The sequence below is a fragment of the Candidatus Zixiibacteriota bacterium genome, from assembly GCA_017999435.1.
GTDB lineage: Bacteria > Zixibacteria > MSB-5A5 > GN15 > FEB-12 > JAGNLV01.
The window spans coordinates 423,274-449,588 of the sequence record JAGNLV010000001.1 but is presented as its reverse complement, the minus strand read 5'-3'; the positions used below and the strand labels follow the sequence as shown (position 1 = coordinate 449,588).

Below are 26,315 nucleotides of genomic sequence, written 5' to 3'. Positions count from 1 at the left end.
GGGAACGCCTCAGTCGACGACCCGGAGGCCCTCGACAATTGGAGTGTGGAGCGCTTTGAGCGCGGGGAAGACGGCGGCGAGCAGTCCGACAGCGACGGCGGCCGCCCCGCCCAGCGCATAGGTGCCCAGCCCGGTGGCGAAGACGGGGAAGAACGCCGAGAGGGCGGTCCGCACGAGGTTGCCGATCGGCCAGGTGAGGAAGATCCCCAGCGCGCCGCCCAGGGCGGCGATGACGAGCGACTCCCCGACGATGAGGCCGACGATGTGGGGGGTGCGGAAGCCGAGGGTCTTCATCACGGCGTACTCGTTGATCCGCTCGCGCGCCGTCATGGCCATGGTGTTGCCGAGGACGAGCATGATGATGCCGATGACCATGAGGGAAATCACGTTCAGCCCGAGCACGATCGAACCGGCCATGGCGACAAACCCGAGATTGAACGCCTCCTCGGTTTCGGTTTTGGTCTCGGAGGAGGAGTTGCGGAAAGCGCCGTCGATCAGGCCGGAGATTTCGGCGGCGCGGCCGGGATCGTCGATCTGGACCGCGAAGAGGCCGACGTAACCGGCCCGCACGGGCGTCTCGCGGCGCAGGCGTTCGTCGATATAGTCCCAGCGGAGAAACCACGAGTTCTCATCGGTGTTCTCCCTGGCCCCGGTGTAGATGCCGACGATGGTGAAGTCCCAGTCGCCGGGGAAGATCGTGCCGGTGAGGCGCACGGCGTCGCCGACCGACCAGCCGAAGCGGTCGGCCAGCCGGCGGCCGACAAGCGCGCCGTTGCGCTGCCGCCGGAACTGCTCCCGCTGGTCCTCGGGAACGATGAATTCAGGGTACATCTCGAGGTAGGAGGCGGGGTCGATGGCGAACTGGGCGAAGAAGTTTTTGGGGTTGACGTAGATGCCGCCGAACCAGGAGGCGTGCGAGACGGCCGTCACGCCCTCGATCTTGCGGATGCGGTCGGCGTAGGAGAGGGGGAGGAAGAAGGTCAGGGAGACGGCGTGGCGGGTGATGAGGCGGTTGGGCGACGCGGCCTCGGCGCCGGCGTACCAGGCATCGATCGTGCTCCGGATGACGGTGAAGGCCATCACGGCGATCCCCAGGCCGAGGACGGTGAGGAAGGTGCGGAGCTTGTGGCGCCCGGCGTTGCGGAAAATCAGCCTGAGAACGCTCATGCGGCGGCGAGCTCCCCCTTGTCCAGGCGGAGGACCGTGTGCGCTTCCCCGGCGGCCCGCGGATCGTGCGTCACCATGACGATCGTCTTGCCGAACTCCCGGTTCAAAAACGCCAGCAGGTGCATGACGTCCTCGGCCGACTGCTTGTCGAGGTCGCCGGTCGGCTCGTCGGCGAGGAGAAGGTCGGGGTCGGTGACAAGGGCGCGGGCGATGGCGACGCGCTGCTCCTGACCGCCCGAGAGCTGGTTCGGGTAGTGGTGGAGGCGGTCGGCGAGCCCGACCACCGAGAGGGCCGTTTCGACCTGGCGGCGGCGTTCGCTCCTGCGAAGGTCGGTCAGGAAAAGGGGAAGCTCGACATTCTCAAAAGCGGTGAGGACGGGTATGAGGTTGTAGAACTGGAAGATGAAGCCGATGGTGCGACTGCGCCAGCGCGCCAGGGCGGCCTCGGACATCTGCGAGATCTCCTCCCGCCCGACAAAGAGCCGCCCGCCGGAGGGGCGGTCGATCCCCGCGATCAGGTTCAGCAGGGTCGTCTTGCCTGAGCCGGAGGGTCCCATGAGGGCGAGGAATTCCCCTTCCGGGATCTCAAACGTGAGGTTGCGCAGGACAGGGATCTCCAGCGCATCGCGCCAGTACGATTTGGAGATGTTTTCCAGGCGCACGAGGGCGTTCGGCATGGGGACCCCTAGTACGTGATTTCGACCTTGCGGCCCGTCTGCAGCTTGCCGGGCGGGTCCAAAACGACGACCGCGCCTTCGGTCAAGCCGCCTTTCACCTCGGTGTAATCGTTCAGCTCGCGCCCGGCGTCGATCGGGACGGCGGCGACGTAGTTGTCGGGGCCGACGACAAACACCACCGTCCGGCCGTCGCGGACCGTGAGGGCGTCCTTGGGCACGACGAGGACAGGGGCGCGCGGCGGCGCTCCCTCGGCCGGCGTCTCGAGGAAGAAACTCACGCGGGCCGACATCTCGGGCAGCACGCGGCTGTCGAGCGAGTCGAAGGCGACCTTGGTGAGCACGGTGGCGCGGGCGCGGTCGGCGGTCGGAACGATCTTCTTGACGCGGGCGGGGTAGCAGACGGCGGGGTAGGCGTCGAGGACGATCTCGGCCGGGCGCCCGACGACGATTTTTTGAATGTTCGACTCGGAGACGTCAGCCTCCACCTCAAGGGAGTTCATGTCGGCGAGCGTGACGACCGAGCCTTTGGAGGAAGCGGAGGAGGCGAAGGGGGCGACGATTTCGCCGACATCGGCGTTCTTGGTCAGAATGGTGCCGTCGAAGGGAGCGTGGATGTAGGTGTTTTCCAGAGCCACCTCGGCGGCGGCGAGGGCCGCGCGGGCCGCGGCGAGGCGCGCCAGGGCGGTCAGGTAGGCCGATTCGGCCCCCTCGGCGTCGATTTGGGTGACGGCTCCGGAGGCGAAGAGTTCCCGGACCCGGCGATGCTGGCGGCCGGCGGTGAGGGTATCGACCTCGGCGGCTTGCAGTTCGGCGCGCGCCTGTTCCCGCTGGGCGCGGATGTCGGCGTTGTCGAGTTCCGCGATCACCTGCCCGACGCGCACACGGTCGCCCTCTTCGAAGTCGAGGCGGGCAAGCCGCCCGGTGCCCTTGGAGGCGACTTCGGCGCTCCGCTGGGCCACCACGTAGCCGGTCGCGACCAGGTCGGCGGAGGCTTCCGATCCGGTGAGCAGGGTGGCGGCGGCAGTCCGGACTTTCAGAGTCGGTTGGATAAACTCGCGCAGGGCGAAGTAGCCGGCGACGAGTGCGGCCAGGATCGCGGCCCAGGCGATCCAGCGCCCGACGCTCCGGCGGGGGCGGTCGCGGTACTTGCGGCTGCGGTCGATGCGCAGGGAGCCGATGTCGGGCCGGCCGTCGGATTCGCTCATGTGTTCTCGCTTCGGTCGCCGCGGTTGAAAGCACGGATGCAAACGCACCAGTGTATTCACCGGCCGGGCGGTGCGCAAGCGATTAGTTGGCGCCCGGGGCGGGGTCGGGGGGGAGCGGCCGGGCGACGCGCCCAAAGAGCGCGCCGCCCCTCACCAGATGCCGAGGACGTCCTTGGCGTAATCGGAGGCCATCGTCTCCGGGTCCCACACGGGATCCCAGACGAGGAGGACTTCGACCTCGCGCACGCCCTCCAGGGCGGCGACCTCCCGGTGAACCTGGGCCACGAGGATTTCGCCGTAGGGGCAGGCCGGAGTCGTGAGGGTCATCTTGACCTCGACTTTGCCGCCGTCGTGAACGACCACGTCGTAGACGAGGCCGAGGTCGACGATACCGAGGCGGATCTCCGGATCGTAGATCGGCCGGAGCACTTCCATGATTTGTTCTTTGGTCGGAGCGGGCATCACTCGGACTCCTCCGTCGAGACGCTCGGCGGGTCGGCCGGGCGGCCCTGTTCATACTGCCTCAGGCCCTCGATGAGAGTGACCCAGGCCAGGAGCGCGCACTTGACGCGGACCGGGAAGTTGCAGACGCCCCGGAGGGCCTCGACGTCGCCGAGATCGTCGGGGATTTCCGTCTCCTCCCCCTTGAGCATTTTGCGCACGATGCCGGCGATACGCTTGGCCTCCTCGAGCGACCGGCCCTTGATGACCTCGGCGAGAATGGAGCCGGAGGCGGTGGAGATGGCGCAGCCCTTGCAGTCGACGTGGACGCTCTTCACGGTGTCGTCGGCCATCTCCAGGGCGAGCGACAGTTCGTCGCCGCAGGCCGGGTTGTGGCCGTGGGAGGCGACGTCCGGCTGGGTGATCGGTTTCTTTCCGCGGGGAGAGCGGAAGTGGTCGAGGATCACCTCCCGATACATGTCATCGAGATTGGTCATAACCCGAAATACCTCCGCATCTCAAGGAGGGCGTCGACGAGGGCATCGACGTCGGCTTCGTCGTTGTAGATGTAAAAGGACGCGCGGGCGGTGGCGATTTTGCCGAGGAGGCGCATGAGGGGCTGGGCGCAGTGGTGGCCGGCGCGGATGGCGATGCCGCGGGAGTCGAGGAAGGTGCTGATGTCGTGGGGATGGAGGTCGGGGTCGGTGAACGAGATGGCGCCGCCGCGCCGGGCGGGATCGGTCGGCCCCTGGATTTCCAGGCCGGCCAGCGTCTGCAGCCGGTCAAGGGCGTAGCGGGTCAGGTCCTCCTCGTGGCGGCGCACGCGGTCCATGCCGAGGGCCTCGAGGTAGCTCAGCGCGGCGTCGAAAGCGATGACGCCGGCGATGTTGGGCGTGCCGCCCTCGAACTTGTTCGGCAGATCGGCCCAGGTGACGCGGTCGAGACTGACCTCGCGGATCATCTCGCCCCCGGTGATGAAGGGCGGCATGGCTTCCAGCAGCGCGCGCCGTCCCCACAGGACGCCGACGCCGGTGGGGCCGAGCATTTTGTGGGCGGAGAAGGCATAGAAGTCCACCCCGAGCTCGCCGATGCGGACGGGGAGGTGCGGAGCGGCCTGGGCGCCGTCGGCCAGCACCACCGCGCCGTAACGCTTGGCGGCGGCGGCGATCGCGCTCACCGGGTTGATCGTGCCCAGCACATTGCTCATGTGGCAGACCGCCGTCAGCCGGGTGCGCGGGGTGATGAGCCGGTCGAGCGACGCCAGGTCGAGCGTACCGTTGGGCTGAATCGGAATCTGCCTGAGGACAGCGCGTTTCCGGCGCGCGAGCTCCACCCAGGGGACGAGGTTGGCGTGGTGCTCCATCTGGGTGATGACGATTTCATCTCCCTCGCGGAGGTTCTCCTCCCCCCACGTGTAGGCGACGAGATTGATCGATTCGGTGGTCCCGCGGGTGAAAATGATCTCCTGCGGGTCGACGCCGCCGATGAAGCGCGCGGTGTGCTGGCGGGTGCGCTCGTACAGCTCGGTCGACCGCTCGGAGAGGTGGTGCAGGCCGCGATGGATGTTGGCGTTGGAGGTACGGTAGTAGTCGCTTTCGGCCTCGATCACCGCATTCGGTTTCTGGGTGGTGGCGGCGTTGTCGAGATAGACGAGGCGGCGGCCGCGCACCGTTGTGTGCAGGATGGGAAAGTCGGCCCGCAGGCGCTCGATATCGAGCGCCGTCAGCGGCGCGGCAGAGGGGGCGGCGGCATGTGGTTTCATCGGTTGACCTCCCATCACGGCCGTTCACTCGACGGCGACGTAGATGTCCTCACCTTCCACTTTGACTTCATAGGTGTCCAGCGGCAGGATCGCGGGCGGGGCCTCGACGGCGCCGGTGGCGACGTTGAAGCGTGCGCCGTGGCGCGGGCAGACGACCTGCTCCTTGAAGAGGCGGCCGGTGGAGATCGGGGCGCCGTCGTGCGTGCATTCGTTGGCTACGGCATAGATACGCCCGCCCACGTTGCAGACCAGGACGTCGGCGTAGCCCACCCGGTACGCCTTCATCGTGCCGGGCGGGATGTCGGCGACGGCCGCGATTTTGTGATACGGCGCCATGATCTATAGGCCCTCCAGACGGCGCTCGATGAACTCCGCCAGGCGGCCGCGCAGGTCATCGGGGATCTGCCGGAGCGTCGGTTCGACGAAGGCGGAGACGATCATGCGCACCGCGACGTCGCGCGGGATCCCGCGCGAGGCGAGGTAGAACACCGACTCGGGGTCGATCGGGCCGATGGTGGCGCCGTGAGTGCACTTGACGTCCTCGTTGAGAATCTCCAGTTCGGGAATGGTCTCGGCTTTCGGCCCCCGGTTGAGCAGCAGGTTGCGGTTCTCCTGGTAGGCCTCGCAGGTTTTGGCGTGCTGCTCGATGCGGATGAGCCCGGTGTAGGCGGAGACGGCCCGGTCGCGGAGCACGGTTTTGAAATCGATGGTCGAAGTGGAGTTGCCGGCGCCGTGGGCGTGGAGCGTGTGGTTGTCAAAGTGCTGCCCGCCCGAGCCGAAAAGCATGCCGCGGAGGCGGCTGTCGGCTCCCCGGCCGGCCAGCAGAACGCCGAAGTTCTGTTTCGTGATGTTGCCGCCAATGGCGAGGGGGACGGTGAGGACGCGGGCGTCCCGCCCGATCTCGGCCCGGTGCGTCAGGTACATGTTCACGCCCGCCCCGTGGCGCTGCACGCTCACATAGCGGACGCGGCTGTCGTCGCCGGCGGAGATCTCCACGGCGCCGTTGACGTGGGTCACGCCCCCGGAAACGTCCTCCGAGCCGCCGGCGTACTCGTCGATCAGAGTTATCTCGGCGTTGCGGCCGACAATGACGAGCAGGCGCGGAAAGTAGACGGAGGAGCGGTCGCCGCCCTCGCGGAAGAGGTGGATGGGCCGATCGATCGTCTCGCCCTCGGGGACATAGACGAAGATGCCGTCATTCCAGAGGGCGGCGTTGAGGGCCTCGAACTTGCCCAGGTCGGGACCGACGAGACGGTAGAGGTGCTGTTCGACCAGGTCGCCGTGCTGGTCGACGGCGAGGGAGAGGGGTTGGATGACGACGCCGCGGCGGGCGAGCCGGTCGGCGCCGTACGTGGATATTTCGCGGCCGGCGTAGTCGACGGCGAGTGCGGCGAGCGCGCCGCTGTCGACGTGCTGCTTCTCCAGTCCGATGATGGCGTCGCGGTCCTCGACCGGCGGGTGGTCGGCGGCCGACCCGTGCGGGGCGAGAAAGGCGGCGGGGTCGGTGTACCGCCAGAGGTGCAGACCGCGGCGCGGGAACGGCGCGGCGTTGAAAATCTGGGCCGCGCTCCGGCGGGCGTCGCGCAGCCACCGGGGCCCGCGGGCCAGGCCGGGGGCGAAATCCGGGATGGCGTGCTCGGCGCCGGCAGTGTCAAGAGTGGGTGTCGTGCTCATGGCTATCCAATCGAGCCTTCCATCTCGAGTTCAATCAGGCGGTTCAGCTCCACCGCGTACTCCATCGGCAGCTCCTTGGTGAACGGTTCCATGAAGCCATTGACGATCAGCAGTCGGGCCTCGTCCTCCGTCAGACCCCGGCTGGTGAGGTAGAAGAGCTGCTCCTCGGCGACCTTGGAGACGCGGGCTTCGTGTTCGACGCGCACCTGGTCGTGGTCGATTTCCATGGTCGGGTAGGTGTCCGAGCGGGCCTGCGCGCCGATGAGGAGGGCGTCGCACTCGACCGACACCTTGGCGTGGGCGGCGTTCTTGTGAATCTTGACCAGGCCGCGGTAGGAAGCCCGGCCGTTGTCTTTCGAGACCGACTTCGAGGTGATGCGCGACGAGGTATGGGGCGCCGCGTGGATCACTTTCGCCCCGGCGTCCTGGTGCTGGTCGATGCCGGCGAAAGCAACCGAGAGGATTTCTCCCCGCGCGCCTTCGCCCACGAGCTGGATGCACGGGTACTTCATGGTCAGGCGCGAGCCGATGTTGCCGTCGACCCACTCGACCGTGGCACGGGCGTGGGCGGTCGCCCGTTTGGTCACGAGATTGTAGATGTTGCGGGCCCAGTTCTGGATGGTCGTATAGCGGATGTAGGCGCCCTCGAGGGCGATCAGTTCGACGACCGCGGAGTGGAGCGAGTCGGTCGAGTAGACGGGCGCGGTGCAGCCCTCGATGTAGTGGACGCGCGAGCCTTTGTCGGCGATGATGAGGGTGCGCTCGAACTGGCCCATGTTCTCGGCGTTGATGCGGAAGTAGGCCTGGAGGGGGATTTTCACGTCGACGCCCGGCGGCACGTAGATGAACGAGCCGCCCGACCAGACGGCGGTGTTGAGGGCGGCGAACTTGTTGTCGTGGGAGGGGATGACGGAGCCGAAATACTGCCGCACAACGGCCTCGTGCTCGCGCAGGCCCGAGTCCATGTCGAGGAAGATGATGCCCTGGTCGATCAGGTCCTTCTTCATCGAGTGGTAGACGACCTCCGATTCGTATTGGGCCGAGACGCCGCCGAGGAACTTCTTCTCGGCTTCGGGAATGCCGAGGCGGTCGAAGGTTTTCTTGATGTATTCGGGGACGTCGTCCCAGGTCTCGCCCTTCTTCTCGATCGGCTTCATGAAGTAGAAGATGTTGGCGAAGTCGATTTCGTTGAGCAGGGCGGTGTTCCCCCACCGGGGCATTGGCTTGGCCAGGAAAATGTCGAGCGCCTCGTGGCGGCGGTCGGCCATCCAGCGGGGTTCCCCCTTCATGCGGGAGATCATCTCGACGACCTCATGGTTGATGCCGCGGGCCCCTTTGTGGAAATAGTCGACCGGGTCGCGGAAGCCGTACTTGGCGGCGTAGTCCTCGTTGAGCGCGGCCAGGCCGGCGTTCTGATTCTGTTTTGCCGTTTCCGCCATGGGTCACACCTCCGCGACAGCGGCCGACGGGCCGACCAACCAGTCGTAGCCTTTGGCCTCGAGCTCCAGGGCGAGGTCGGGACCGCCGGATTTGACGAGCCGGCCGCGCGACATGACGTGCACGTAGTCCGGCTTGACGTAGTTCAGGAGGCGCTGGTAGTGGGTCACCAGGAGCACGCCGTTTCTCTCGGTGTGGAAACGGTTGATGCCTTCGGCCACCATCTTGAGAGCGTCGATGTCGAGACCGGAGTCGGTCTCGTCCAGCAGCGCCATCGCGGGCTTGAGCATGGTCATCTGGAGGATCTCGATGCGCTTCTTCTCGCCCCCGGAGAAACCGTCGTTGAGGTAGCGGGCGGCAAACTGGCGGTCGATGCCGAGCTCGGCCATGTGGGCGAGGAAAACTTTCCGGAAGTCGGACATGTCGGCTCCCTTGCCCCGGTGGGCCTGCACGGCGGCGCGCATGAAGTTGGCGACCGTGACGCCGGGGATGGCCAGGGGGTACTGGAAGGCGAGGAAGAGACCGGCGCGCGAACGCTCGTCGGCTTCCATCTCCAGGAGGTTCCGCCCCTCGAGCCAGGCTTCGCCCGCGGTGATGCGGTACGACGGGTGGCCCATCAGGGCCAGGGAGAGCGACGATTTCCCCGAACCGTTGGGGCCCATGATGGCGTGGACTTCGCCGGGGCGGACGGTCAGGGAGACGCCGCGGACAACCTCCTTGCCATCGACTTCGACGTGGACATCTTTGAAAGAGAACAGCGGTGTATGGTCAGACATGATGGGTCTTCCTTCATCCTAGAGTGATTGTTGACTCTGTGTGTCACGGGCCAGCCCGTCGATCTCGGCGGGGCGGGGGGTGATATCGGTAGTGGCGGCCGCGCCGCCGAGCAGTTGCTCGGCCCCGATGAGCCCCGGTCCCGCCGGACGCCCGGCGCTGCGCGCCACCAGATCCTGCAGCGTCGTCCGCCCGAGAATGTCCGCGATGTAGGCGGCGAGCGTGTCGAGCACGTGGTGGACGCTGCAGTCGTCCTGATGCACGCACACCTCCCGCCGGCCGCTGAAGCGGGCGCAGTGGTCGGGGTCGATGATCGGGCCGCCCAGGGCGGTCATGACCTGAAGGAGGGTGATGCGTTCCGGCTCCCGGCCGAGACAGAAGCCGCCGCTGCGGCCGCGCACGGCGGTCACCAGTCCGGCTTTGCGCAGTATCGCCAAAAGCTTGGAGGCATACGGGACCGAGAGGCCTTCCAGGTCGGCGATCTCGCTGATCGACAACTGGCCATCCGCCCCTCGGCGGGCCAACGCCAGCAGGCAGCGCAGTCCATACTCTTCGAGCGAGGATATTCTCATCAACAGGCCTCTCGGAATCTGATTGACACCGGGCAATATTTAGCTCTTGGATCCATTATACAAAAAGTTTACGCAAATGTAAACATTTTACGTCCAATAACTGCAAATTTCTCGGCGGGTTCCCTTGATGGAGGTCAAGACCGGTGAAAAAAAGCAAGAAATTCCGGTTTCACAAAAGCTTGCGGCGGACAACGGAATACGCTACCTATAGGGGTCGGAGAACCCGATGGAAAGGTAGACAAGACATCGACTTAATCAACGTCGTCGCCCTTGCGTTCGCCCTGGCGCTCGATGCTTTTGGCGTGGCTATCGCGGTGGGAGTCACAGCCGGAGCGATTGACCGGTGGACGATTTTCCGGCTCTCCTGGCATTTCGGGTTCATGCAGTTCGGGATGCCGATAGTCGGTTGGATGGCAGGAAGTTACCTCACGGGTTGGGTGGGGAGTTTCGGCCGCTGGCTGGCCGCGGCTGTGCTGTTTGCAATCGGAGCCCGCCTGATCTGGGAGCAGGCGAATCCGGAAGTCCGCAAGTGGAAGGGGGATCCAACCCGCGGCGCCAGCCTGCTCGTATTAATGGTCGCCACGTCGATTGATGCCCTGGCGGCCGGGTTATCGCTGGCGCTGGTCGGGGTGGCGATCTTGTATCCATCGATGGTGATCGGGGTGGTCGCCGCCGGGATGACCGTTCTCGGGCTGGCTTTCGGTCACGCCGTCGGGATGAAGCTGGGGCGGATCGCCGGCGTGATCGGCGGCGTCATTCTGATCGCGCTGGCGGTTCGGGCGGTGGTGGGATAGGGCGGAACGCCGGTGCGCCGGTGGCCCCTCACTGCCGGACCAGGCGGAGGCGGTACCCGGCTGCGGCGCCCGCGGCGGACGGCTGGGAGAGAAAGAGCGTGTCGCCGGTCACGCGCCAGGTGAATGCGCCGCGGAGCACGATCGCGGGGCGGAGGATTTTCGGGTAGGCTCCCTCGAGTGTGACGGTGGAATCGGTCCACCGGTACGGTCCGCCGCCGTCGCCGGCCTCATCCTCGGGAATCGTGTCCCCCTCGCCATAGACATACGCCTTGGCGTCGAAGATGAACCAGACGTCGACAGTTTCAGCGTAAGCGGAGTCGGCCGGGTCGGCCGGCGTGAAAGCGGAGGCGCCGACGTATCGTCCCACGAAGGGGGCCGCCTTGGGCGGTTCCGATTTCTCCACGGGCATCAACAAGAATACCGCAGTCACAACGGCATAAGCAAGCACAGTCATACAGGCTCCCGCGCTTCGGGTTGCGGATGCGCCGGGCCGGGCCGCGCGCGGTCGGGGAAGGTGGGCGAAAAGCGCTTGCGGCTCCCGGTCCCAGCAGTTATGATGTGAAAGATTTCACAGGTGCGCAAGACGATACTTACGCGGCGCCGGCCCGCGGCCCGGGGCGGCGGCGATGAAGACAGATGAATCTACCACGATGAGCGGTTTTATCTATGAGAGAATTACTATCCGGCAATGAAGCGGTAGCCCGGGGGGCGTTCGAGGCGGGAGTCCGGCTGGCGGCCGCCTATCCCGGCACCCCCTCGACCGAGATTCTGGAAACGCTCGCCGAGCGGTATCCCTCGATCTACTCCCAGTGGTCGCCGAACGAGAAGGTGGCCTACGAGGTGGGGATCGGGGCCTCGCTGGGCGGCGCGCGCACGCTGGTGGCGATGAAGCACGTCGGGCTGAACGTGGCCGCCGACCCGTTCATGACCCACGCCTACACCGGGGTCAACGCCGGGTTCGTGATCGTGTCGGCCGATGATCCCGAGATGCACTCGTCGCAGAACGAGCAGGACAACCGGCACTTCGCCAAGTTCGCCCAGGTGCCCATGCTGGAACCGTCCGATTCGCAGGAAGCCAAGGACATGACGGTAACGGCGCTGGAGTTGTCGGAAGTCTTCGACACGCCGGTGCTCCTGCGGGTGACCACCCGGATTTCCCACAGCAAGGGGATCGTCGAGCTGAGCGAGGCGGTCAAGGGACCGGACAAGAAATTCGTCAAGGAACCCTCCAAGTACGTCATGATCCCGGCCAACGCGAAGAAACGGCACGTGGCGGTGGCCGAGCGGCTGGCCCGGCTCCGGAGGTTCTCGGAAGAGACGCCCATGAACACGGTCGAGGAGAACGGATCGCGGGTGGGGATCATCACCGGCGGGGTCTCCTACCAGTACGCCAAGGAGGTCATGCCGGAGGCCGACTACTTCAAGCTGGGGATGAGTTACCCCCTGCCGCTGGAGAAGATCGCCGCGTTCGTGCGCGCCCACGAGCAGGCGATCGTGATCGAGGAACTCGAGCCGTTCTACGAAGAGCAGATTCGGGCGGCCGGGATCGCGGTGAAGGGGAAGGAGTATTTCGGGGTGCAGGGGGAGCTCTCGCCGCACCGGGTGGCGGAGGGGCTGTTCAAGGCGGGGGTGATCGAACAGCCGCGGGCGGCGGAGATCCCGCCGGCAGCCGACATGTTTCCGCGGCCGCCGGTGCTCTGCCCCGGCTGTCCGCACCGCGGGGCGTTCATGGCCCTGCGCAAACTCGGAGTCGCGGTCACCGGGGACATCGGCTGCTACACCCTCGGGGCGCTCCAGCCGCTCAAGGCGCTCGACACCTGCATCTGCATGGGCGCCTCGATCGGCAATGCGATCGGGATGGAGAAGGTGCAGGGATTCGGCAAGGGAACGGTCGCGGTCATCGGAGATTCCACCTTCCTCCATTCGGGCGTGACCGGGCTGATGGATGCGGTCTACAACCACAGCAACGTGACGGTGATCATTCTGGACAACCGGGCGACGGCGATGACGGGAGGGCAGATGCACCCGGGGACGGGCCGCACGCTCATGGGCGAGCCGGCCCACGAAATCAACATCGGCCAACTGGTGAGAGCCCTCGGGGTCAAGAACTACCGCGAGGCCGACGCCTACGACTATGAGCAGATGCAGGAGGTGATCCGCGAGGAGATTGACAAGCCGGGGCCGTCGGTGATCCACACCACGCGGCCGTGCGTGCTCATGCCCAAGCGAATCATGGACGAACCCTACCTGGTCGATCTCGACCTGTGCAACGGGTGCGGGGTCTGTTTCAAACTCTCGTGCCCGGCGATCGCGGCCGCCGCGCAGCTCAACGAGAGGGGCAGGCCCAAAGCGACGATCGACATCACGCTCTGCACCGGGTGCACGCTCTGCGCGCAGGTCTGCCCGACGGAGGCCATCCAACTGCAGAGCCAGTTTGCGAAGGAGGGTGCGTGACCATGGCGGACGACCGGTTCAACATACTCATTGTCGGGGTGGGCGGCCAGGGCGTGCTCCTGGCCTCCGAGATCATCTCGGAGGTGGCCATGCAGGCGGGATTCGACGTCAAGAAGTCGGAGGTGCACGGCATGTCGCAGCGGGGCGGGGTAGTCAGCTCGCACGTGAAGATCGCGCCCAAAGTCTACTCGCCGACAATCGGCTACGGCCAGGCGGACGTCGTCATGGCGTTCGAGCAGGCCGAAGGGCTCCGCGCGGTCGACTGGATGAAGGGGGACGGCGTGGCGATCGTCTCGGAGACCACGCTCATCCCGGCGATCGTGACCTCGTCGAAGGAATTCACGTACCCGAAAGACGCGATCGGCGCGATGCGCAAGGTCGCCCGGCGCGTCATCGGCGTCCCGGCCGACAAGATCGCCGGCGAACTCGGCAACCCGCGGCTGGTGAACACCATTCTGCTGGGCGTGCTGTCGAATTACCTCCCCTTCGATCTCGACCTCTGGAAAGAGGCGATCCGGGCGCGGGTGAAGGAGAAGTTCGTGCCGGTCAACCTCGCGGCGTTCGACCGGGGCCGGGCGGTGAAGCTCGCGCCCGTCCACGCCTAGGCGGCGGGCAGGCCGATGGCTGAGAAACTGCTGATAATCAACCCGGGGTCGACCTCGACGAAGGTGGCGCTCTTTGAAGGGGACCGGCGGCTGGCCGAGGAGACGGTCCGCCACGACCCGGCCCGGCTGCGCGCGTTCGACAACGTGGCCGAGCAGTTCGCTTTCCGCATGGAGACGATCGATCCGTGGATCGCCGCCCTCGGCCTCGCGGCGGGGGAGATCGCGGCGGTGGTCGGACGCGGCGCACCGCTGCGGCCGCTCGAGGGAGGCTCCTACCGGATCACGCCGCAGATGCTCGACGATGTTCGGACCATGCGTTACTCCAACCACGCCTCCAATCTCGGCTGCCTCATCGCCCACCACCTGGGGCTCCGCTACGGCGTGCCGGCGTTCATCGCCGATCCGATCACGGTTGACAATTTCACCGACATTGCGCGCGTCTCGGGCGTGCCCGAGATCGAGCGCAAGTGCCGGGTGCACGCGCTCAACATCAAGGAAGTCAGCCGGCGGGAGGCGGAGAAGATGGGCATGACGCTGGCGACGGCCGCTTTCGTGGCCTGCCACATGGGGGGCGGGGTCTCGGTCGCCGCGCTCCGCGGCGGCCGGGTGATCGACGTCAACGACGCCCTTCTCGGCATGGGGCCGTTCTCCCCCGACCGGGCCGGCGCCCTCCCGATCGGCGAACTGGTCCGGCTGTGCTACGCGGGGAAGTACACCGAGAAGGAGATGATCGACAAGCTGTCGAAGCACTCCGGTCTGGCCGCCTACATCGGGGAGTCGGACCTGCGGGCGGTGGAGAAGCGGATCGAGGATGGGGACGAGAAGGCGCTGCGGTATTTCACCGCCATGGCCTACCAGATCGCCAAGGAGATCGGGGTGGCGGCGGTGGCGCTCGAGGGGCAGCTCGACGCGATCATTCTCACGGGCGGGATGGCCCACTCGGCGCGGCTGTGCGGCGAAATCCGGCGCTACGCCGGGTTCCTCGGCGAGTTCCGCATCGTGCCGGGGGAATTCGAAATGGAGGCGCTGGCGGCCGCGGGCGTGCGTTTCCTGAGCGGGAGGGAGCCGTTGAAGGAGTACTGAGGGCCGGGTCCGGGGTGACGGTATGGAGATGATCCCGATACATTCGTCCGGGGCGCTGATCGAGCGCGCGATCGCGATCGCGCGCGAAGGGCGCCGGAAAACGGTGGCCGTGGCGGCGGCGCAGGACGCCGACGTGATCGAGGCGGCGGCGCAGTGCCGTGCGGCCGGCATGATCGAGGCCGTGCTGATCGGGGACGAGGCGAAGATCCGGGCGCTGGCCCGCGAACACGGGCTCGACCTGGGCGGCTGCGAGATCGTGCACATGCCGGATCCCGGCCAGGCGGCCCACTGCGCCGCCCGCCTCGCCTCCGAGAGGCGGGCCGACGCGATCATGAAAGGGTTTCTCCCGACCTCGGCCCTGCTGAAGGTGGTGCTCGACAAGGCCTATGACCTGCGCGGCCCCAACACGCTCTCGCACTGCGCGGTGCTCGACATCCCCGGCTACCACAAACTGCTGAATTTGACCGACGGGGGGATGGTGGTGAAGCCGGAGCCGGACCAGAAACTGCAAATTCTCGAAAACGCGGTGCGGGTGGGACGGGCGCTGGGACTGGCGCCGGTGAAAGTGGCCGTGTCGGGCGCGACCGAGACGCCGGGCGAGGGCGCACCGCAGCGCCTCTCCGATCTCGACTACGTGATCCCCCGCGCGGTCGAGCGGTTTCGCGACGTCGTCATCCAGGGGCCGCTCACGCTCGATGCGGCCATGTCGAAGGAAGCGGCGGAGCGGCACGGCATGGCGGGCGAAGTGGTCGGCGACGCCGACGTTTTCCTGGTGGATACGATCGAGGAGTGCAACGTGGTCGCCAAAGCCCTGGTCAATTTCGCCGGGGCGGTATTCGCGGGGGTCATTGTCGGGGCCAAGGCGCCGGTGTCGCTTGTGTCGCGCACCGACACGGCGACCAACAAAAAGGCCTCGCTTGCGATCGCCTGTCTGCTGGCCGACTACTACGCGCAACAGGGAGTGTGGGAGAGCTGAGCGGCGATGGAGCAGGTTGTCACACAGACACAGGCGCGGCTCGGCGGTCGGGCGCTCCGAGCGGCGGTGATTGCCCCTGGCCGGGGCGAAGTCATCGCCGCCTGCGGGCGCGCCGTGGCGGCGGGTTTGATCGCGCCGGCGGTGATCGGCGATTTTCGGCAGATCGCGCGAGCCGAGGCGGACGCGGGATGCACCCTCGGTGGGATCCGGCGGGTGGAAGCCGCGACCGCCGAAGAGGCGGCGCGCACGGCGGCGCGGATGGCGGCGGCCGGCGAGATCGACCTGGTCATCCGCGGCGGCGACGCTCCCGACATCCTCCGGGTTCTGCTGGCGGAAGGGGCAGGGTTGGTTCGCCCGGGCGGGACGGCCGCGCACGTGGCGATGATCAAACCGGAGAAATACGCGCGGGCCTTTCTGCTCACCGACGCGCTCGCCCACCCGCAGCCGGACTTGAAGCTGAAGGCGGCGTTGATCGAGACCCTGGTGCGGGTCGGGCGGCGGGTGGGCATCGAGACGCCCCGGGTGGCGGTCCTGGCGGCGGTCGAGGTGGTCTACCCGCAGATGCCGGTGACGCTGGAAGCGGCGGTTCTCTCGAAAATGGCGGAGCGCGGACAGATCAAAGGGGCGCACGTGGACGGCCCGCTGTCGTTTGACTGCGCCGTCGATCCGGCCGCCGCCGAGAGCAAGGGGATCCGGAATTCGGCCGTGGCCGGGCGGGCGGACGCCATGCTCGCGCCCAACATCGAGACCGCCCAGGGGGTCTACAAGGCGATGGCACTGTGCGGCCGGGCGCAGATGGGCGGCGTTCTGGTCGGGGGGCGCGTGCCGGTGGCGATGCCGCTGGCGGGGGACGGGGCGGACACGGTCTTTTACTCGATCGTGCTGGCCTGTGCGGTGGGGTAGGGGCATAGCAAGCCGTTACAGCAGAAGGAGGGGTACGGCATGATCGTGCCGGTTGGTATCCTTGCCGCAGGTGTTTTGCTGCTGCAGATGCAGGCGGGAGCGCATCAGAGTGTACAGCAGCACGGGGAGGCAGCGGCTCGCTCCGATTCCCTGGCGCATTGCTGGGACTTGGAGCGCAATGCTCGCCGCGTTATCCCACGGCTATATTGGGACGGTAAGACGGACTCGCTGCGCCTGGTTGTCGCCGGTGTCAGGGAGAAGTGTCCGCAGGCAAGTTTTGACAACCTCGTGGTGCTGCTTTCGATTGACGATGGGACATACGATGAATGTTTGTGTGATTCTGAGATGATCGCCGAGATCTGGTGGGGGTTTTCCCGATACGGGGCCGTCCGCTACCCGAGCTACAATGAGCATCTCCTGTCACAGATTCCGGCGGTGCGCGAGTGGAGCGAGTTCACTGCGCAGTACATCGACGATTTGAAAACCCGTGTGGATTCGAATAGCACGGCGTTTGTGCAGTTGCAGTACTACGTAGACAACGTCCGATACATTCTGCGGCGGCTGGCGCGGTCCGAGCTGCCGGGCACGTGCCTTCAGGACACCTACACGTCGAGCATCGAAGCCCTTCTTCAAACACGGTACCGGCGCCGAGTCCACGTTTATGGCAGAACCGGCATTTGGATACCTGTCGGAGGCAACAAAGTTCTCGGGAACAAACTCGAAGTAGGAGGTCAGTTTGCGGTCCGGGACAACAGGTGGGAGTGCGGGTTGGATTTCGCTGCTCGCTTCCTGGGAGAAAGCGAACCGTACCGAGTGCGCGCAGGCGGCGAGATACGTCAAACGAAGGAATTCCTGGGCTTGTTCGTCGGGTGCTCGACAGCATACGAGGTGATCCGTGCAAGGCGGTGGTCCGCGGACGTGTTCGCTACGGTCGGGTTTGACGGCATCAGGGCGGTTTCGCGCACCGGCCGCAACGAAGCCGAATGGATCAACTCTCCGGCGCTCGGGCTCGGTTTCACTCATCGGGTCTGCTTTGACCGAGGTTGCACCCGGTATTTGGGGTTGCAGTGGCGCTGCACGATCGTCGATTACGTCACCCACGGCGGAAGCGACCTGTCGGGCAACGCGCTGTCTCTCAGCCTCGTCTGGGGAGCGATGTCGTCGGGGGCCGACCGCCATCTGCAACGACTTCAGTACTTTTAGCGGTACAGCGAGTGTTGGGAGAGCTGCAAGAAGAGCTGATGCAGAGAAGAACGCACCTTGCTCTCAGATACTGCACAAACTGTCGAGGCCGTGCGCGGGACCGGAGCCGTGCATGCCCCCTTGGTCAGGTCCAGGGAGCGCATTCTGTATACTGATGCGCTGTTGGCGGGGGCGGCAGCGGTTCCATCAAAAAAGCCGTCGCCTCGGGCGAGGCGACGGCTTGGCAGCATTCGGACGGCGCCGAATCACTTCAGATACCTGTCAAACCACCTGGCGATCCAGGTGAGCCGGGCGATGCGGCGGTCGGGCCGGCCGTGGCGCGAGAGGCCGTGGGGCTCCTCCGGGAACCGCACCATCTCGACCGTCCGGCGCAGACGCTTGAGCATCGTGAACATCTGCTCGGCCTGCTCGATCCCGCAGCGAAGGTCCTGTTCATTGTGGAGGATCAGCACCGGGGTGCGGACGTTCGTGAAGTAGGTGATCGGCGAGCACTTCTCATAGTTGCCGGAGTTGTTCCACGGTGTGCCGTCGAGCTCCCGCTCGAGCGACCAGCCGATATCCGAGGCGCCGTACATGGACATGAAATTGACGACCGAGCGCTGGGTGACGGCGGCCTTGAAGCGGTCCGTGTGTCCGATGATCCAGTTGGTCATGTAGCCGCCGTAGGAGCCGCCGGTGACGCCCATGCGTTTCGGGTCGATGAAGGGCTGTGCGGCGAGGAAGTCGGCGGCGGCCATGCAGTCCTGGTAGTCCAGCCCGCCCCATCCTCCGGAGATCGCGTCGGCCCAGGTCTGGCCGCGCCCCTGCCCGCCGCGCGGATTGGTGTAGAAGACCACGTAGCCCTGGGCGGCGAGCCACTGCATCTCGTGGAAGAACGTGTAGCCGTACTGCATGCGCGGGCCGCCGTGGATTTCGAGAATCGAGGGATACTTCCGATTCGGCCGGAAAGCGGGCGGGTAGACGATCCACCCCTGGACCGCGGTGCCGTCGAACGACCTGAACATGAGGTCTTTCGTCTTTCCCAGCACCACCTCGGAAACGAGGAAGGGGTTCAGAGCGGTGCGGGTCACCGCCCGCTTCTCCCCGCCGTGGACCGCCGGGAAAGTCACGATCTCGCCCGCTGTCGCGAGATCGGAGTAGATGATGGCGGCGGTGCGGGCCGGTGCGGCGAGGGACAACGCTTTCACGTGGCACTTGCCGTCGAACACGCGGGTGGGTTGGCCGCCGCGCGCGGGGACGAAGTACACACTCGTGCGGCCGGTATCGGAGCCGATGAAGAAAATCCGCCGGCTGTCGGGCGACCAGCGGGGGACAGCGACGCCGTGCCCCTCGGCCAGGTCGGAAATGGTCATGTCCAGCGCCATCCGATCGAACGCCGGCATGAGGTCGACCGCTTTGGGGGAGCCGGTGCGGCCGACCGTCCAGATGTGGTGGTTGGTCACTCCCCAGGCGTCGCGCGGATTGTCGTGGCCGATGTAGGCGATGAGGCGGCTGTCGGGGGAGAAGCTCGGCGCCGCCTTGGGGCCCGCCGGGGTAGGGAGACGGTGCTCCCGACCGCCGCCGAACGGGATGACGAAGAGATCGTCGTAGAGCATGTCGACATCGGGGTCGGGGCGGCGGTTGGAGATGTACGCGATCCAGCGGCCGTCGGGCGACACCGCCGGCTGGGTGTTGTCCCGCCGTCCGCCGGTCACCCGTCGCAGCGCCGCGCTCTCGACATCCAGGGTGTAGACCTGGAAACGGTCTTTCGGCACGAACCCGGAACCGTCGAGACGGTAGTACAACCGCGTGATGTGGCGGAAAACGGGCGGCTTCTTCTTGTCCTCCTCTTTCTCGATAAAGTGAGAGTCGTTCCAGCGGAGGGCGAACACGAGATGCCGGCCGTCGGGCGCCCACTGCAAGCTGTCGAGGGCGCCGTCGAGGTCGATGACTTTCCGCTCGGCGCCGCCGGCGGCGCCGATGAGGTAGATGCCGGTCTTCTTGTCGCGGGTCGAGATGAAGGCGATGCGGTCGCCGGCGGGCGACCAGAGCGGCGAGCCGTCGGCCGTCTTGCCGAAGGTGTACTGGCGCTGCGCGCCGGAGCGGAGGTCGCCGACAAACAGGTTGCTGTAGTACTTGAGATCGTCCTTGTCCATCCGCTCCACGGTGTAGGCGACGCGCGACTCATCGGGGGAGATGGCCACGGATGTCGGGATGCGGAGGCGATAGAGGTCCTCGGCCGCGATCGGCCGCTTGCGGGAAGGAGACTTACGGGGGGCTTTTCGCATGAGAGGGGCTTCCTTTCCAATGGAGATCGGGTTGTCACGCGGATACTAGCGTTTAAGCCGCTCCGGCACAAGCGGAAAAGTCGCACGCCCCGGGGGCGGCCGGAGGGGCGGCGGGCGCCGACCGGAAATGTCCAATTTGGTTGCCTTTTCCCGAAAAAGCGATATTTTTGGGGACCAGGCGGCCCGCGGCCGCGTTAATACATTGATTAAACGGACCAAGATAATCGATGTTTAGACATAGCCATTCAGGAGGTTAGCACTTTTGGAAGTCCTGGCTCTGATCGAACAAGTGCGCAAGGCCGAGCCCAGGAAGGGGGCGCGGCCCAAGGATACCGAACCGCTCGAGGAGTATTCGGGGAAGACGCCCGCGCAGTTGCGGCGGATGTTGCGGACGATGCTTCTGGCGCGGCGCATCGAGCGCGAGGAGAAGCTCTTGCTGCGCAAAGGGTACAACCGGTTCTTCATCGGCTGCGGCGGCAAGGAGCTGATGGATGTGTGTCTGGCCGAGGCGCTGCGGCCGAACGACCCTTGGATCGGCTACTACCGAAACAAAGCCTTCGACCTGCACCGCGGCGCTTCGATCCGGGAGAAAATGCTCGAGGCGATCGGCGACGCCCGGGGACAGGCGGGGGGGATGCAGATTCCCGCCCACCCGTCCTACCCCCAGTTCGCCATTCTCCCGCAGGCCTCGCCGACCGGTTCGCACGCGCTCGAGGCGGCCGGTCTCGGGTCGGCGGTCAAGTGGCCGCTGCCGATTTCGGCCCAGTCGTTTTTCCCCGGCGGGGCCTACCCGCAGGACGCCGTGGTCACCTGCTGTATCGGCGAAGGCTCGACCAGCGGCAACGAGTTCGCGCGGGCGGTCTTCTACTCGGTGTTCGACAAGGCGCGCAACATCTACGCGATCTACAACTGCGGCTGGGCGATCTCGGTGTCGGTCGAAGAGCAGTTCCCCGAGGGGGACCCGACCACCCCCTTCGAGGGGTTCAAGCGGTTCGGGCTGAAGATCATGCAGGTCGACGGCACTGAGATCAAGGAGGCCATCCGGGGAGCCGAGGAAATGGCGGCCTACGCCCGGTCCGGCCAGGGCCCCGTGCTGGCCAACATCCGCGTCACCCGCGAGGGTTCGCACTCCGGGTCGGACGACCAGTCGTTCTACATGGACCCGGTCGAACTGGACTGGCACACCTACAACGACTGCATTCTCAAAACCTGCAACACGCTCATTGCCGACCGGATCATCACCCCGAAAGAAATCGGGGAGATCTGGGACGAGCTGGACAAGGAAGTCTCGGAGCAGTCGCGCGAGGCGGTCAAGGGGTATTGTCCCAAGACCACGGAGTTCATCGCGAGCAAGGTCTACGCTTCGACCTGGGACAAGACGCAGGAGACGTGGCGGAAGTACCGGGAGGCGTCCCGGGTCGACCGGGCCGCCAAGTACCGGGAGTACCACGCGAAGAAGTACTTCGCCACCCCCGAGCTGCCGGAGACGATCGGCCCGATGACGATGCGGTTCGCGATCAACTACACGCTCTTCGACCTGTTCGGCATGACCGAGGACGTCCTCCTTTTCGGCGAGGACGTGGCCGACTTCTCCGGCCACATGATCCATGAGGTGGAGAAGCAGGCGGCGCTGAAGGGGAAGGGGGGCGTGTTTCTCGTGTCGAAGAATCTCCAGCGCGAGTTCGGCAACGAGCGCTGTTTCAACACGCCGCTCGACGAGGCGGGGATTCTCGGCCGGGCCATCGGCCACTGCTACCAGGGGCGCCGCCCCATTCCCGAAATCCAGTTCCTCGACTACATGTCCCCCGCCTACCAGCAGCTTAAGGAGCGGATCGCCACCACCTACCAGCGCTCGAACGGACAGTGGACGATGCCGATGGTGATTCGGACCACCTACGGCGGCTACAAGCAGGGGGCGGGGGCGTTCTGGCACTCCGAGGGGAACCTCGGTACCTGGGCGAACATCCCCGGCCTCCTCATCGCCGTCCCCTCCAACGCCTGGGACGCGGCCGGACTGCTGCGGACCGCCTGGGCCTGCGACGATCCGGTGCTGTTCTGCGAATCGGTGGCCATCTACAACCGGCGCGACTGGGAAGGCGTGCCGGTGGAAACGCCGATCCCGCCGATCGACGAGCTGATTCCGTTCGGGGTGGCCAAGGTGTACGACGAAGAGCACAGCGACGTCGGCATCATCACCTACGGCGCGACCGTGCACATCTGCCGGAAAGCGGCCGAGCTGCTCAAGGAGAAGGGGATCCATGTGCGAATCGTCGACCTCCGCACGGTCAAGCCGATGGACGAGGAAGCGATTCGGCGGACGGCGAGGGAGTGCGGCAAGGTCTGTATCGTGACCGAGGACCGGTTCCACGGGGGGATGGCGGCGACGATCTCCGCCGTGATCACGGGCGGCGAGGCGCTCTACAGCCTCGAGGCCCCGCTGCGGGTGCTCACCGCGATCGACAGCCGGGTCGCCTACGGCATGGACGGCGACGCGGCGTGCCTGCCGACGGTGGAGAAAGTGGCGGCGATGGTCGAGGACCTGCACGACAATTTCTGAGCGCGAGGGCGCCGGCGATGAGAGCGAGGCCGCGGCTCCGGCGGGAGCGGCGGCCGCGCTTTTTTTCGGCTCCCGGCGAAGCTGGCGCCGGCCGCTACAGCCAGGCGCGCACCTGCTCGCGGTCCTCCCGCTCGGCGATCAGCCAGGCCCCGGCCAGCGCGCAGATCCCGACGACGCCGAGGCCGACGAAGAACTGTGTCCAGCTCAGGGGCTCAATCGCCCAGCGGGCGAGCCAGGCGGCCGGCCCGGCGATCGCGACCGCGGCGAGAGCCGAGGCCAGCGTGAGGCCCATGGTGCGGACGTACGAGATGCCCAGCTCGCGGCCCACGAACAGCGGGCTCAGCGTCGTGTACACGAGCACCTGCGGCCCGGCGACCGCCGCCGCCATGCCGACCAGGCCGTAGCGCGGGATGAGGTAGATCGACAGGCCGAGTTTCAACGCCGCTTCGATTATCAGGACCACCAGCAGGCGGCCGTGGCGCTCGATGCCGAAGAGGATGGCGTGGCCGACAATCTGGGGCAGGAGGAAGGCGGCCCCGACCACGAGCACCTGCATGACGCCGGCGGCCTCGGCGAATTCCGGCGGCAGCCAGAGATCGACAAAGGGGCGGGCGTAGACGACCACCGCGGCGGCGAGGGCGAACGACACGTATGACACATAGCGCACCGATTTGCGGTAGAGGTCGCGCACCGGGCCGAAATCCCCCTCCGCGTCCTTGTGCGAGACCGCCGGGATGAGCGGAAGGGCGGCGGCGTTGATGAGGTTGCGCAGGTAGCGCATGAGCTGGGCGCCCGGGTGGTAGACCCCGGCCAGGGCGGCCGACCCGATCAGCCCGAGCAGGAAAGCGTCGGTGTTGAAGAGGATGAGCCAGCACAGGGAGATGCCGAACGAGATCTTCGAGTAGCCGAAGAGCAGCCGCGCGCTCGGTTTCTCCACGAAGCGGCGGCCGATGTCGAGCTCGGGGTAGCGCTGCAAAAGCAGCCCCGCGCCGAGGAGGTGGCGCACGACGGTCATGACGAGAATCGCCAGCGCGAGCGCCACCAAGCCGTACCCCCGGCTGAGCAGATACACCATCATGAGCGTCCGGACCACCTCCTCGCCGACCGCCAGCGCGTTCGCCAGGTCGTAGCGCTGAAACGCCCCCAGCGTGTTGCCGAAGGGAAGGGCGATGAAGTTGAAGGCGAGGAAGGCCCCGAGAATCAGCAGCGCCGTCTTCCCCTCCGCGACCGTCTCCGGGTCGGAGATGCGGAAGTAGTCGAAGAACAGCTCGACGAATCCGAAGATGCCGAGGAAGACGAGGGCGCCGACGAAGAAGTACAGCAGGTTGGCGGTGTTGAGGAGGCGGTTGATGCGCTCGAAATCGCGCGCGGCGAGGAATTTGGAGACGTAGCGGGTCAGCGCCGAGGTCAGGCCGGCATCGAGCAGCGAGAAGTAGAAGATCGTCTGAAAGATGATCACCCAGACGCCGTAGCGGCTCCCGCCGAGAACCGCCGCGATGTAGGGGACGAAGAGGAAGGTCACGGCGATGCGCACGAGGTAGGCGAACCACGAGGAGAAGGCGTTGCGGATGAGCTGTCGACGTAATGCGGCCATGGGGTATGTTCCTTGAACGGGAGTGTCGGAGATTCGGCCGGCCGGCGCAAGTTTGAACCGGGGGCGGTTGGGGGCGCCCGAACGGTTCCCGGCGGGCGCCGGGAGGTCGGGGCGGGCCCGGCCGGTCCCGGGTCGGCGGCCAGAGAGCCACGGGCGGAATGAGGCCGGCCCGCCTGGCCGCGCGCTGCAAGTGTCGCTTTTTATATGAAGCTGACTTTTTTCGTGGCCGCCGTGACTACGTAGCAGCGCTCCATGTTTGAGTCTGAATCCGCAGACATGAGGAAGAAGCCCGGCCGTCCGGGCTGATAGCCCGCCGTCGTGCCCACCAGGATCTCGCCGTCCTTGAACTCCACCCGGATCTTGCGCCCGGCCGGGGGGCGCGAGGGGTCGAATTCATTTGAGTGGACATGGCGCGCGTCGCCGGTGAAGTCCTTCACGAAAAACAGCGCTTTCAGGTCGCGCGTGTGAATTTCCATCGGCTTCGCCCCGACGGGATCGGTCATCACGTTCACATGAAAGAGATCCTTGGTCGGGACGAAATCGGCTGTCGTACCTTTGACTACTCTACCGTCGGCGAACCGTACCACCACTTTATTCACAGCCTTCTCCTCTCGCAAAACCAGGCCGCCACGACACTCTTCAATCCGGCCTCTCTGCCGTCAGCGATTCCACCACCCCAAGGTCCGTGCGGTCGCCGGACGTTTGCGGTGCGTGAGAATCACCCGCATGGTAATCCAAATTGACGTGGGCATCAAGTGGAACAACACCGCCGCGTCACCGGCCGGGCCAGAGCCGGGCAGCGCGGGCGGGGCGTGTCGGGGCAGCGCCGGGAACGTTCGGGGACTGCTGCCGGCGAAGGCGGCCGAAAAGGCCGCCGGCGGCGGTGCAGAAAAGCGTTGTCTTTTGCAGCGGACAGCCGCTTAATGCGTGTAAAAGGTGAATTGAGGCGGCGAGAACCCTGAGCTGAGGGAGTGACCGGTGAGCGGAGTGAATCGGGTGAGCGCGTTCCCCCAAACGAGACCGGGTACGGGCGGGCTGCGCGCGGCCGGGGCGGCGGCGCTGGTGGTTTTGAGCGTGCTCTCAGCCGCGGGCGTCCGCGCGGCCGACCGGGCGGAACTGTACGGATTCGCGCCGGCCTATCCGGCGGCGCCGCTGCCGCCGGTGGCCGTGGAGCGGAATCAGCCGTTTCTCACGCACAAGCGGCTGGTGCGGATGGTGCTTGAGATCGACGCGTCCGGCCGGGTGACCGGGGCGGCGGCCGCCGACTCCACGCTGGGGCAATTCGCCAACTACCTCGCGGAGTACCTGTCAGCGCTGCCGTTTGTGCCGGCACATTTTGAGGGTCAGGCGGCCGCGTCGCGGCTGCCGGTCGATTTCCTGTTCGAGCCGATGCGGCCGGCGCCCGAGGCGCTGCCGGCGGTCGATCACACGGGACGGGTGGTCGAGGCCGGGCGGTATTTCGACACCTTTCCCCTCAACGGCATCCGCCCGCCGCGGATTGTCGAGTTCCCCTCGCTGTTTGCGGATCTCCACTGGTCGGATACCGCCTCTGTCTATCCCTACGTGCTCCTGGCGCTCGAGATCGACAGCGCCGGCCGGGTGACGGCGGCCGAGGCGGTGCGCTCGACGCTTCCCTCGTTCACGCAGACAACACTCAACGCCGCCCTCTGGGCGACCTACGACCCGCTCGTCGTGCGGGGGGAGCGCCGGGCGGGGCGCTGTTTCGTGCTGGCCGCCTACTACCCGCAGGTCATCTATCCGACGAAGGTGTGGCGAGCGGAGGCAAGCGCCGGGGCGCCGATTCTCGAGCGGACGCGCGTTCGGCTGATGCCCGATACCGTTGGGCTGCTGGCGCCGCCGGTCCCGCGCCTTCCAACCGGCGACTCTCTCGATGTACCGGGGGCGCGCGTGTACAGCGACCGCGACACGAGCGGGGCGGTTTTTGCTGTCGACCCCAGCGGACGGGTGAGCGTGCAGGCGTTTGACACGAATTCGCGGGAGCTGACAGCCGCGCTGCGGCGAATGGCGGAGCACCTCAAGTTTTATCCGGCGCTGACTTTGGCCGGCGGGCGGGAGTCATTTCGCGGGATGGTGTTTGTAACCGGGCTGCCTAGTGGCCGGCTACGAATAAACTACGTATGGTGAGAACGGCTGCTCCGGCCGGGGCGAT

24 protein-coding genes are annotated in these 26,315 nt (G+C 66.4%); 9 read left to right on the top strand and 15 right to left on the bottom strand.

What is annotated here, in order from left to right; translation table 11 throughout:
* Nucleotides 1–9: 9 nt before the first annotated feature.
* From KA261_02050 to KA261_02000, 11 genes are all read right to left on the bottom strand, one after another.
* Nucleotides 10–1,167, bottom strand: a complete 1,158-nt coding sequence (locus KA261_02050) for an ABC transporter permease (protein MBP7696567.1) — start codon at nucleotides 1,165–1,167, stop codon at nucleotides 10–12.
* Complete coding sequence (locus KA261_02045) at nucleotides 1,164–1,844, bottom strand: ABC transporter ATP-binding protein (GenBank protein ID MBP7696566.1); 681 nt, start codon at nucleotides 1,842–1,844, stop codon at nucleotides 1,164–1,166. Before KA261_02045 ends, KA261_02050 begins: the two co-directional genes overlap by 4 nt.
* 8 nt (nucleotides 1,845–1,852) lie before the next feature.
* Nucleotides 1,853–3,049 carry an efflux RND transporter periplasmic adaptor subunit gene (locus KA261_02040; protein MBP7696565.1) on the bottom strand — a complete coding sequence of 399 codons (1,197 nt, stop codon included), beginning with the start codon at nucleotides 3,047–3,049 and terminating at the stop codon, nucleotides 1,853–1,855.
* A 150-nt stretch (nucleotides 3,050–3,199) separates the two neighbouring features.
* On the bottom strand, nucleotides 3,200–3,511 hold the full coding sequence (locus KA261_02035) for a DUF59 domain-containing protein (GenBank protein ID MBP7696564.1): 312 nt from the start codon (nucleotides 3,509–3,511) through the stop codon (nucleotides 3,200–3,202).
* Nucleotides 3,511–3,987, bottom strand: coding sequence for an SUF system NifU family Fe-S cluster assembly protein (locus tag KA261_02030; GenBank protein ID MBP7696563.1), 477 nt, complete (start codon nucleotides 3,985–3,987; stop codon nucleotides 3,511–3,513). The genes KA261_02035 and KA261_02030 overlap by 1 nt, the downstream gene beginning before the upstream one ends.
* A complete protein-coding gene (locus KA261_02025) occupies nucleotides 3,984–5,252 on the bottom strand; it encodes a cysteine desulfurase (GenBank protein ID MBP7696562.1) in 1,269 nt (422 codons plus the stop codon). Before KA261_02025 ends, KA261_02030 begins: the two co-directional genes overlap by 4 nt.
* Nucleotides 5,253–5,276: 24 nt before the next feature.
* Nucleotides 5,277–5,588: a non-heme iron oxygenase ferredoxin subunit gene (locus tag KA261_02020; protein MBP7696561.1), complete on the bottom strand. Its 312-nt coding sequence runs from the start codon at nucleotides 5,586–5,588 to the stop codon at nucleotides 5,277–5,279.
* 3 nt (nucleotides 5,589–5,591) lie between these two features.
* Nucleotides 5,592–6,926, bottom strand: a complete 1,335-nt coding sequence (gene sufD, locus KA261_02015) for a Fe-S cluster assembly protein SufD (GenBank protein MBP7696560.1) — start codon at nucleotides 6,924–6,926, stop codon at nucleotides 5,592–5,594.
* Between the two features lie 2 nt (nucleotides 6,927–6,928).
* Complete coding sequence (gene sufB, locus KA261_02010) at nucleotides 6,929–8,365, bottom strand: Fe-S cluster assembly protein SufB (protein ID MBP7696559.1); 1,437 nt, start codon at nucleotides 8,363–8,365, stop codon at nucleotides 6,929–6,931.
* A gap of 3 nt (nucleotides 8,366–8,368) precedes the next feature.
* On the bottom strand, nucleotides 8,369–9,139 hold the full coding sequence (sufC, locus tag KA261_02005; GenBank protein MBP7696558.1) for a Fe-S cluster assembly ATPase SufC: 771 nt from the start codon (nucleotides 9,137–9,139) through the stop codon (nucleotides 8,369–8,371).
* An 18-nt stretch (nucleotides 9,140–9,157) separates the two neighbouring features.
* Nucleotides 9,158–9,709: an Rrf2 family transcriptional regulator gene (locus KA261_02000; GenBank protein ID MBP7696557.1), complete on the bottom strand. Its 552-nt coding sequence runs from the start codon at nucleotides 9,707–9,709 to the stop codon at nucleotides 9,158–9,160.
* 302 nt (nucleotides 9,710–10,011) lie between these two features.
* On the opposite strand from KA261_02000, the gene KA261_01995 reads away from it, so the two are divergent.
* Nucleotides 10,012–10,503: a manganese efflux pump gene (locus KA261_01995; protein MBP7696556.1), complete on the top strand. Its 492-nt coding sequence runs from the start codon at nucleotides 10,012–10,014 to the stop codon at nucleotides 10,501–10,503.
* A gap of 28 nt (nucleotides 10,504–10,531) precedes the next feature.
* Here KA261_01995 and KA261_01990 read toward each other — a convergent pair whose 3' ends face one another.
* Nucleotides 10,532–10,912 carry a hypothetical protein gene (locus KA261_01990; GenBank protein ID MBP7696555.1) on the bottom strand — a complete coding sequence of 127 codons (381 nt, stop codon included), beginning with the start codon at nucleotides 10,910–10,912 and terminating at the stop codon, nucleotides 10,532–10,534.
* 257 nt (nucleotides 10,913–11,169) lie between these two features.
* Between KA261_01990 and iorA the strand changes: the two genes are divergently transcribed.
* From iorA to KA261_01960, 6 genes are read left to right on the top strand one after another with little or no spacing between them, the layout of a single operon-like run.
* Entirely contained in the window at nucleotides 11,170–12,957 is a 1,788-nt protein-coding gene (gene iorA, locus KA261_01985; GenBank protein ID MBP7696554.1) for an indolepyruvate ferredoxin oxidoreductase subunit alpha, read from the top strand.
* A 2-nt stretch (nucleotides 12,958–12,959) separates the two neighbouring features.
* Entirely contained in the window at nucleotides 12,960–13,562 is a 603-nt protein-coding gene (locus KA261_01980) for an indolepyruvate oxidoreductase subunit beta (protein MBP7696553.1), read from the top strand.
* A 15-nt stretch (nucleotides 13,563–13,577) separates the two neighbouring features.
* Entirely contained in the window at nucleotides 13,578–14,645 is a 1,068-nt protein-coding gene (gene buk / locus KA261_01975; GenBank protein MBP7696552.1) for a butyrate kinase, read from the top strand.
* Between the two features lie 28 nt (nucleotides 14,646–14,673).
* Entirely contained in the window at nucleotides 14,674–15,621 is a 948-nt protein-coding gene (locus tag KA261_01970; protein ID MBP7696551.1) for a phosphate butyryltransferase, read from the top strand.
* A 6-nt stretch (nucleotides 15,622–15,627) separates the two neighbouring features.
* Nucleotides 15,628–16,524, top strand: coding sequence for a phosphate butyryltransferase (locus tag KA261_01965; GenBank protein MBP7696550.1), 897 nt, complete (start codon nucleotides 15,628–15,630; stop codon nucleotides 16,522–16,524).
* A gap of 39 nt (nucleotides 16,525–16,563) precedes the next feature.
* Nucleotides 16,564–17,727 (top strand): hypothetical protein, encoded by a 1,164-nt coding sequence (locus KA261_01960; protein MBP7696549.1) that lies wholly within the window; start codon nucleotides 16,564–16,566, stop codon nucleotides 17,725–17,727.
* Nucleotides 17,728–17,972: 245 nt separating this feature from the next.
* Here KA261_01960 and KA261_01955 read toward each other — a convergent pair whose 3' ends face one another.
* Complete coding sequence (locus KA261_01955; protein MBP7696548.1) at nucleotides 17,973–19,994, bottom strand: S9 family peptidase; 2,022 nt, start codon at nucleotides 19,992–19,994, stop codon at nucleotides 17,973–17,975.
* Between the two features lie 262 nt (nucleotides 19,995–20,256).
* On the opposite strand from KA261_01955, the gene KA261_01950 reads away from it, so the two are divergent.
* Nucleotides 20,257–22,551 carry a hypothetical protein gene (locus tag KA261_01950; protein MBP7696547.1) on the top strand — a complete coding sequence of 765 codons (2,295 nt, stop codon included), beginning with the start codon at nucleotides 20,257–20,259 and terminating at the stop codon, nucleotides 22,549–22,551.
* Nucleotides 22,552–22,645: 94 nt separating this feature from the next.
* Here KA261_01950 and KA261_01945 read toward each other — a convergent pair whose 3' ends face one another.
* Complete coding sequence (locus tag KA261_01945; protein MBP7696546.1) at nucleotides 22,646–24,145, bottom strand: polysaccharide biosynthesis protein; 1,500 nt, start codon at nucleotides 24,143–24,145, stop codon at nucleotides 22,646–22,648.
* Between the two features lie 200 nt (nucleotides 24,146–24,345).
* Nucleotides 24,346–24,744 (bottom strand): hypothetical protein, encoded by a 399-nt coding sequence (locus KA261_01940; GenBank protein MBP7696545.1) that lies wholly within the window; start codon nucleotides 24,742–24,744, stop codon nucleotides 24,346–24,348.
* A gap of 379 nt (nucleotides 24,745–25,123) precedes the next feature.
* Between KA261_01940 and KA261_01935 the strand changes: the two genes are divergently transcribed.
* Nucleotides 25,124–26,290 (top strand): hypothetical protein, encoded by a 1,167-nt coding sequence (locus tag KA261_01935; protein ID MBP7696544.1) that lies wholly within the window; start codon nucleotides 25,124–25,126, stop codon nucleotides 26,288–26,290.
* The last annotated feature ends 25 nt before the right edge of the window (nucleotides 26,291–26,315 follow it).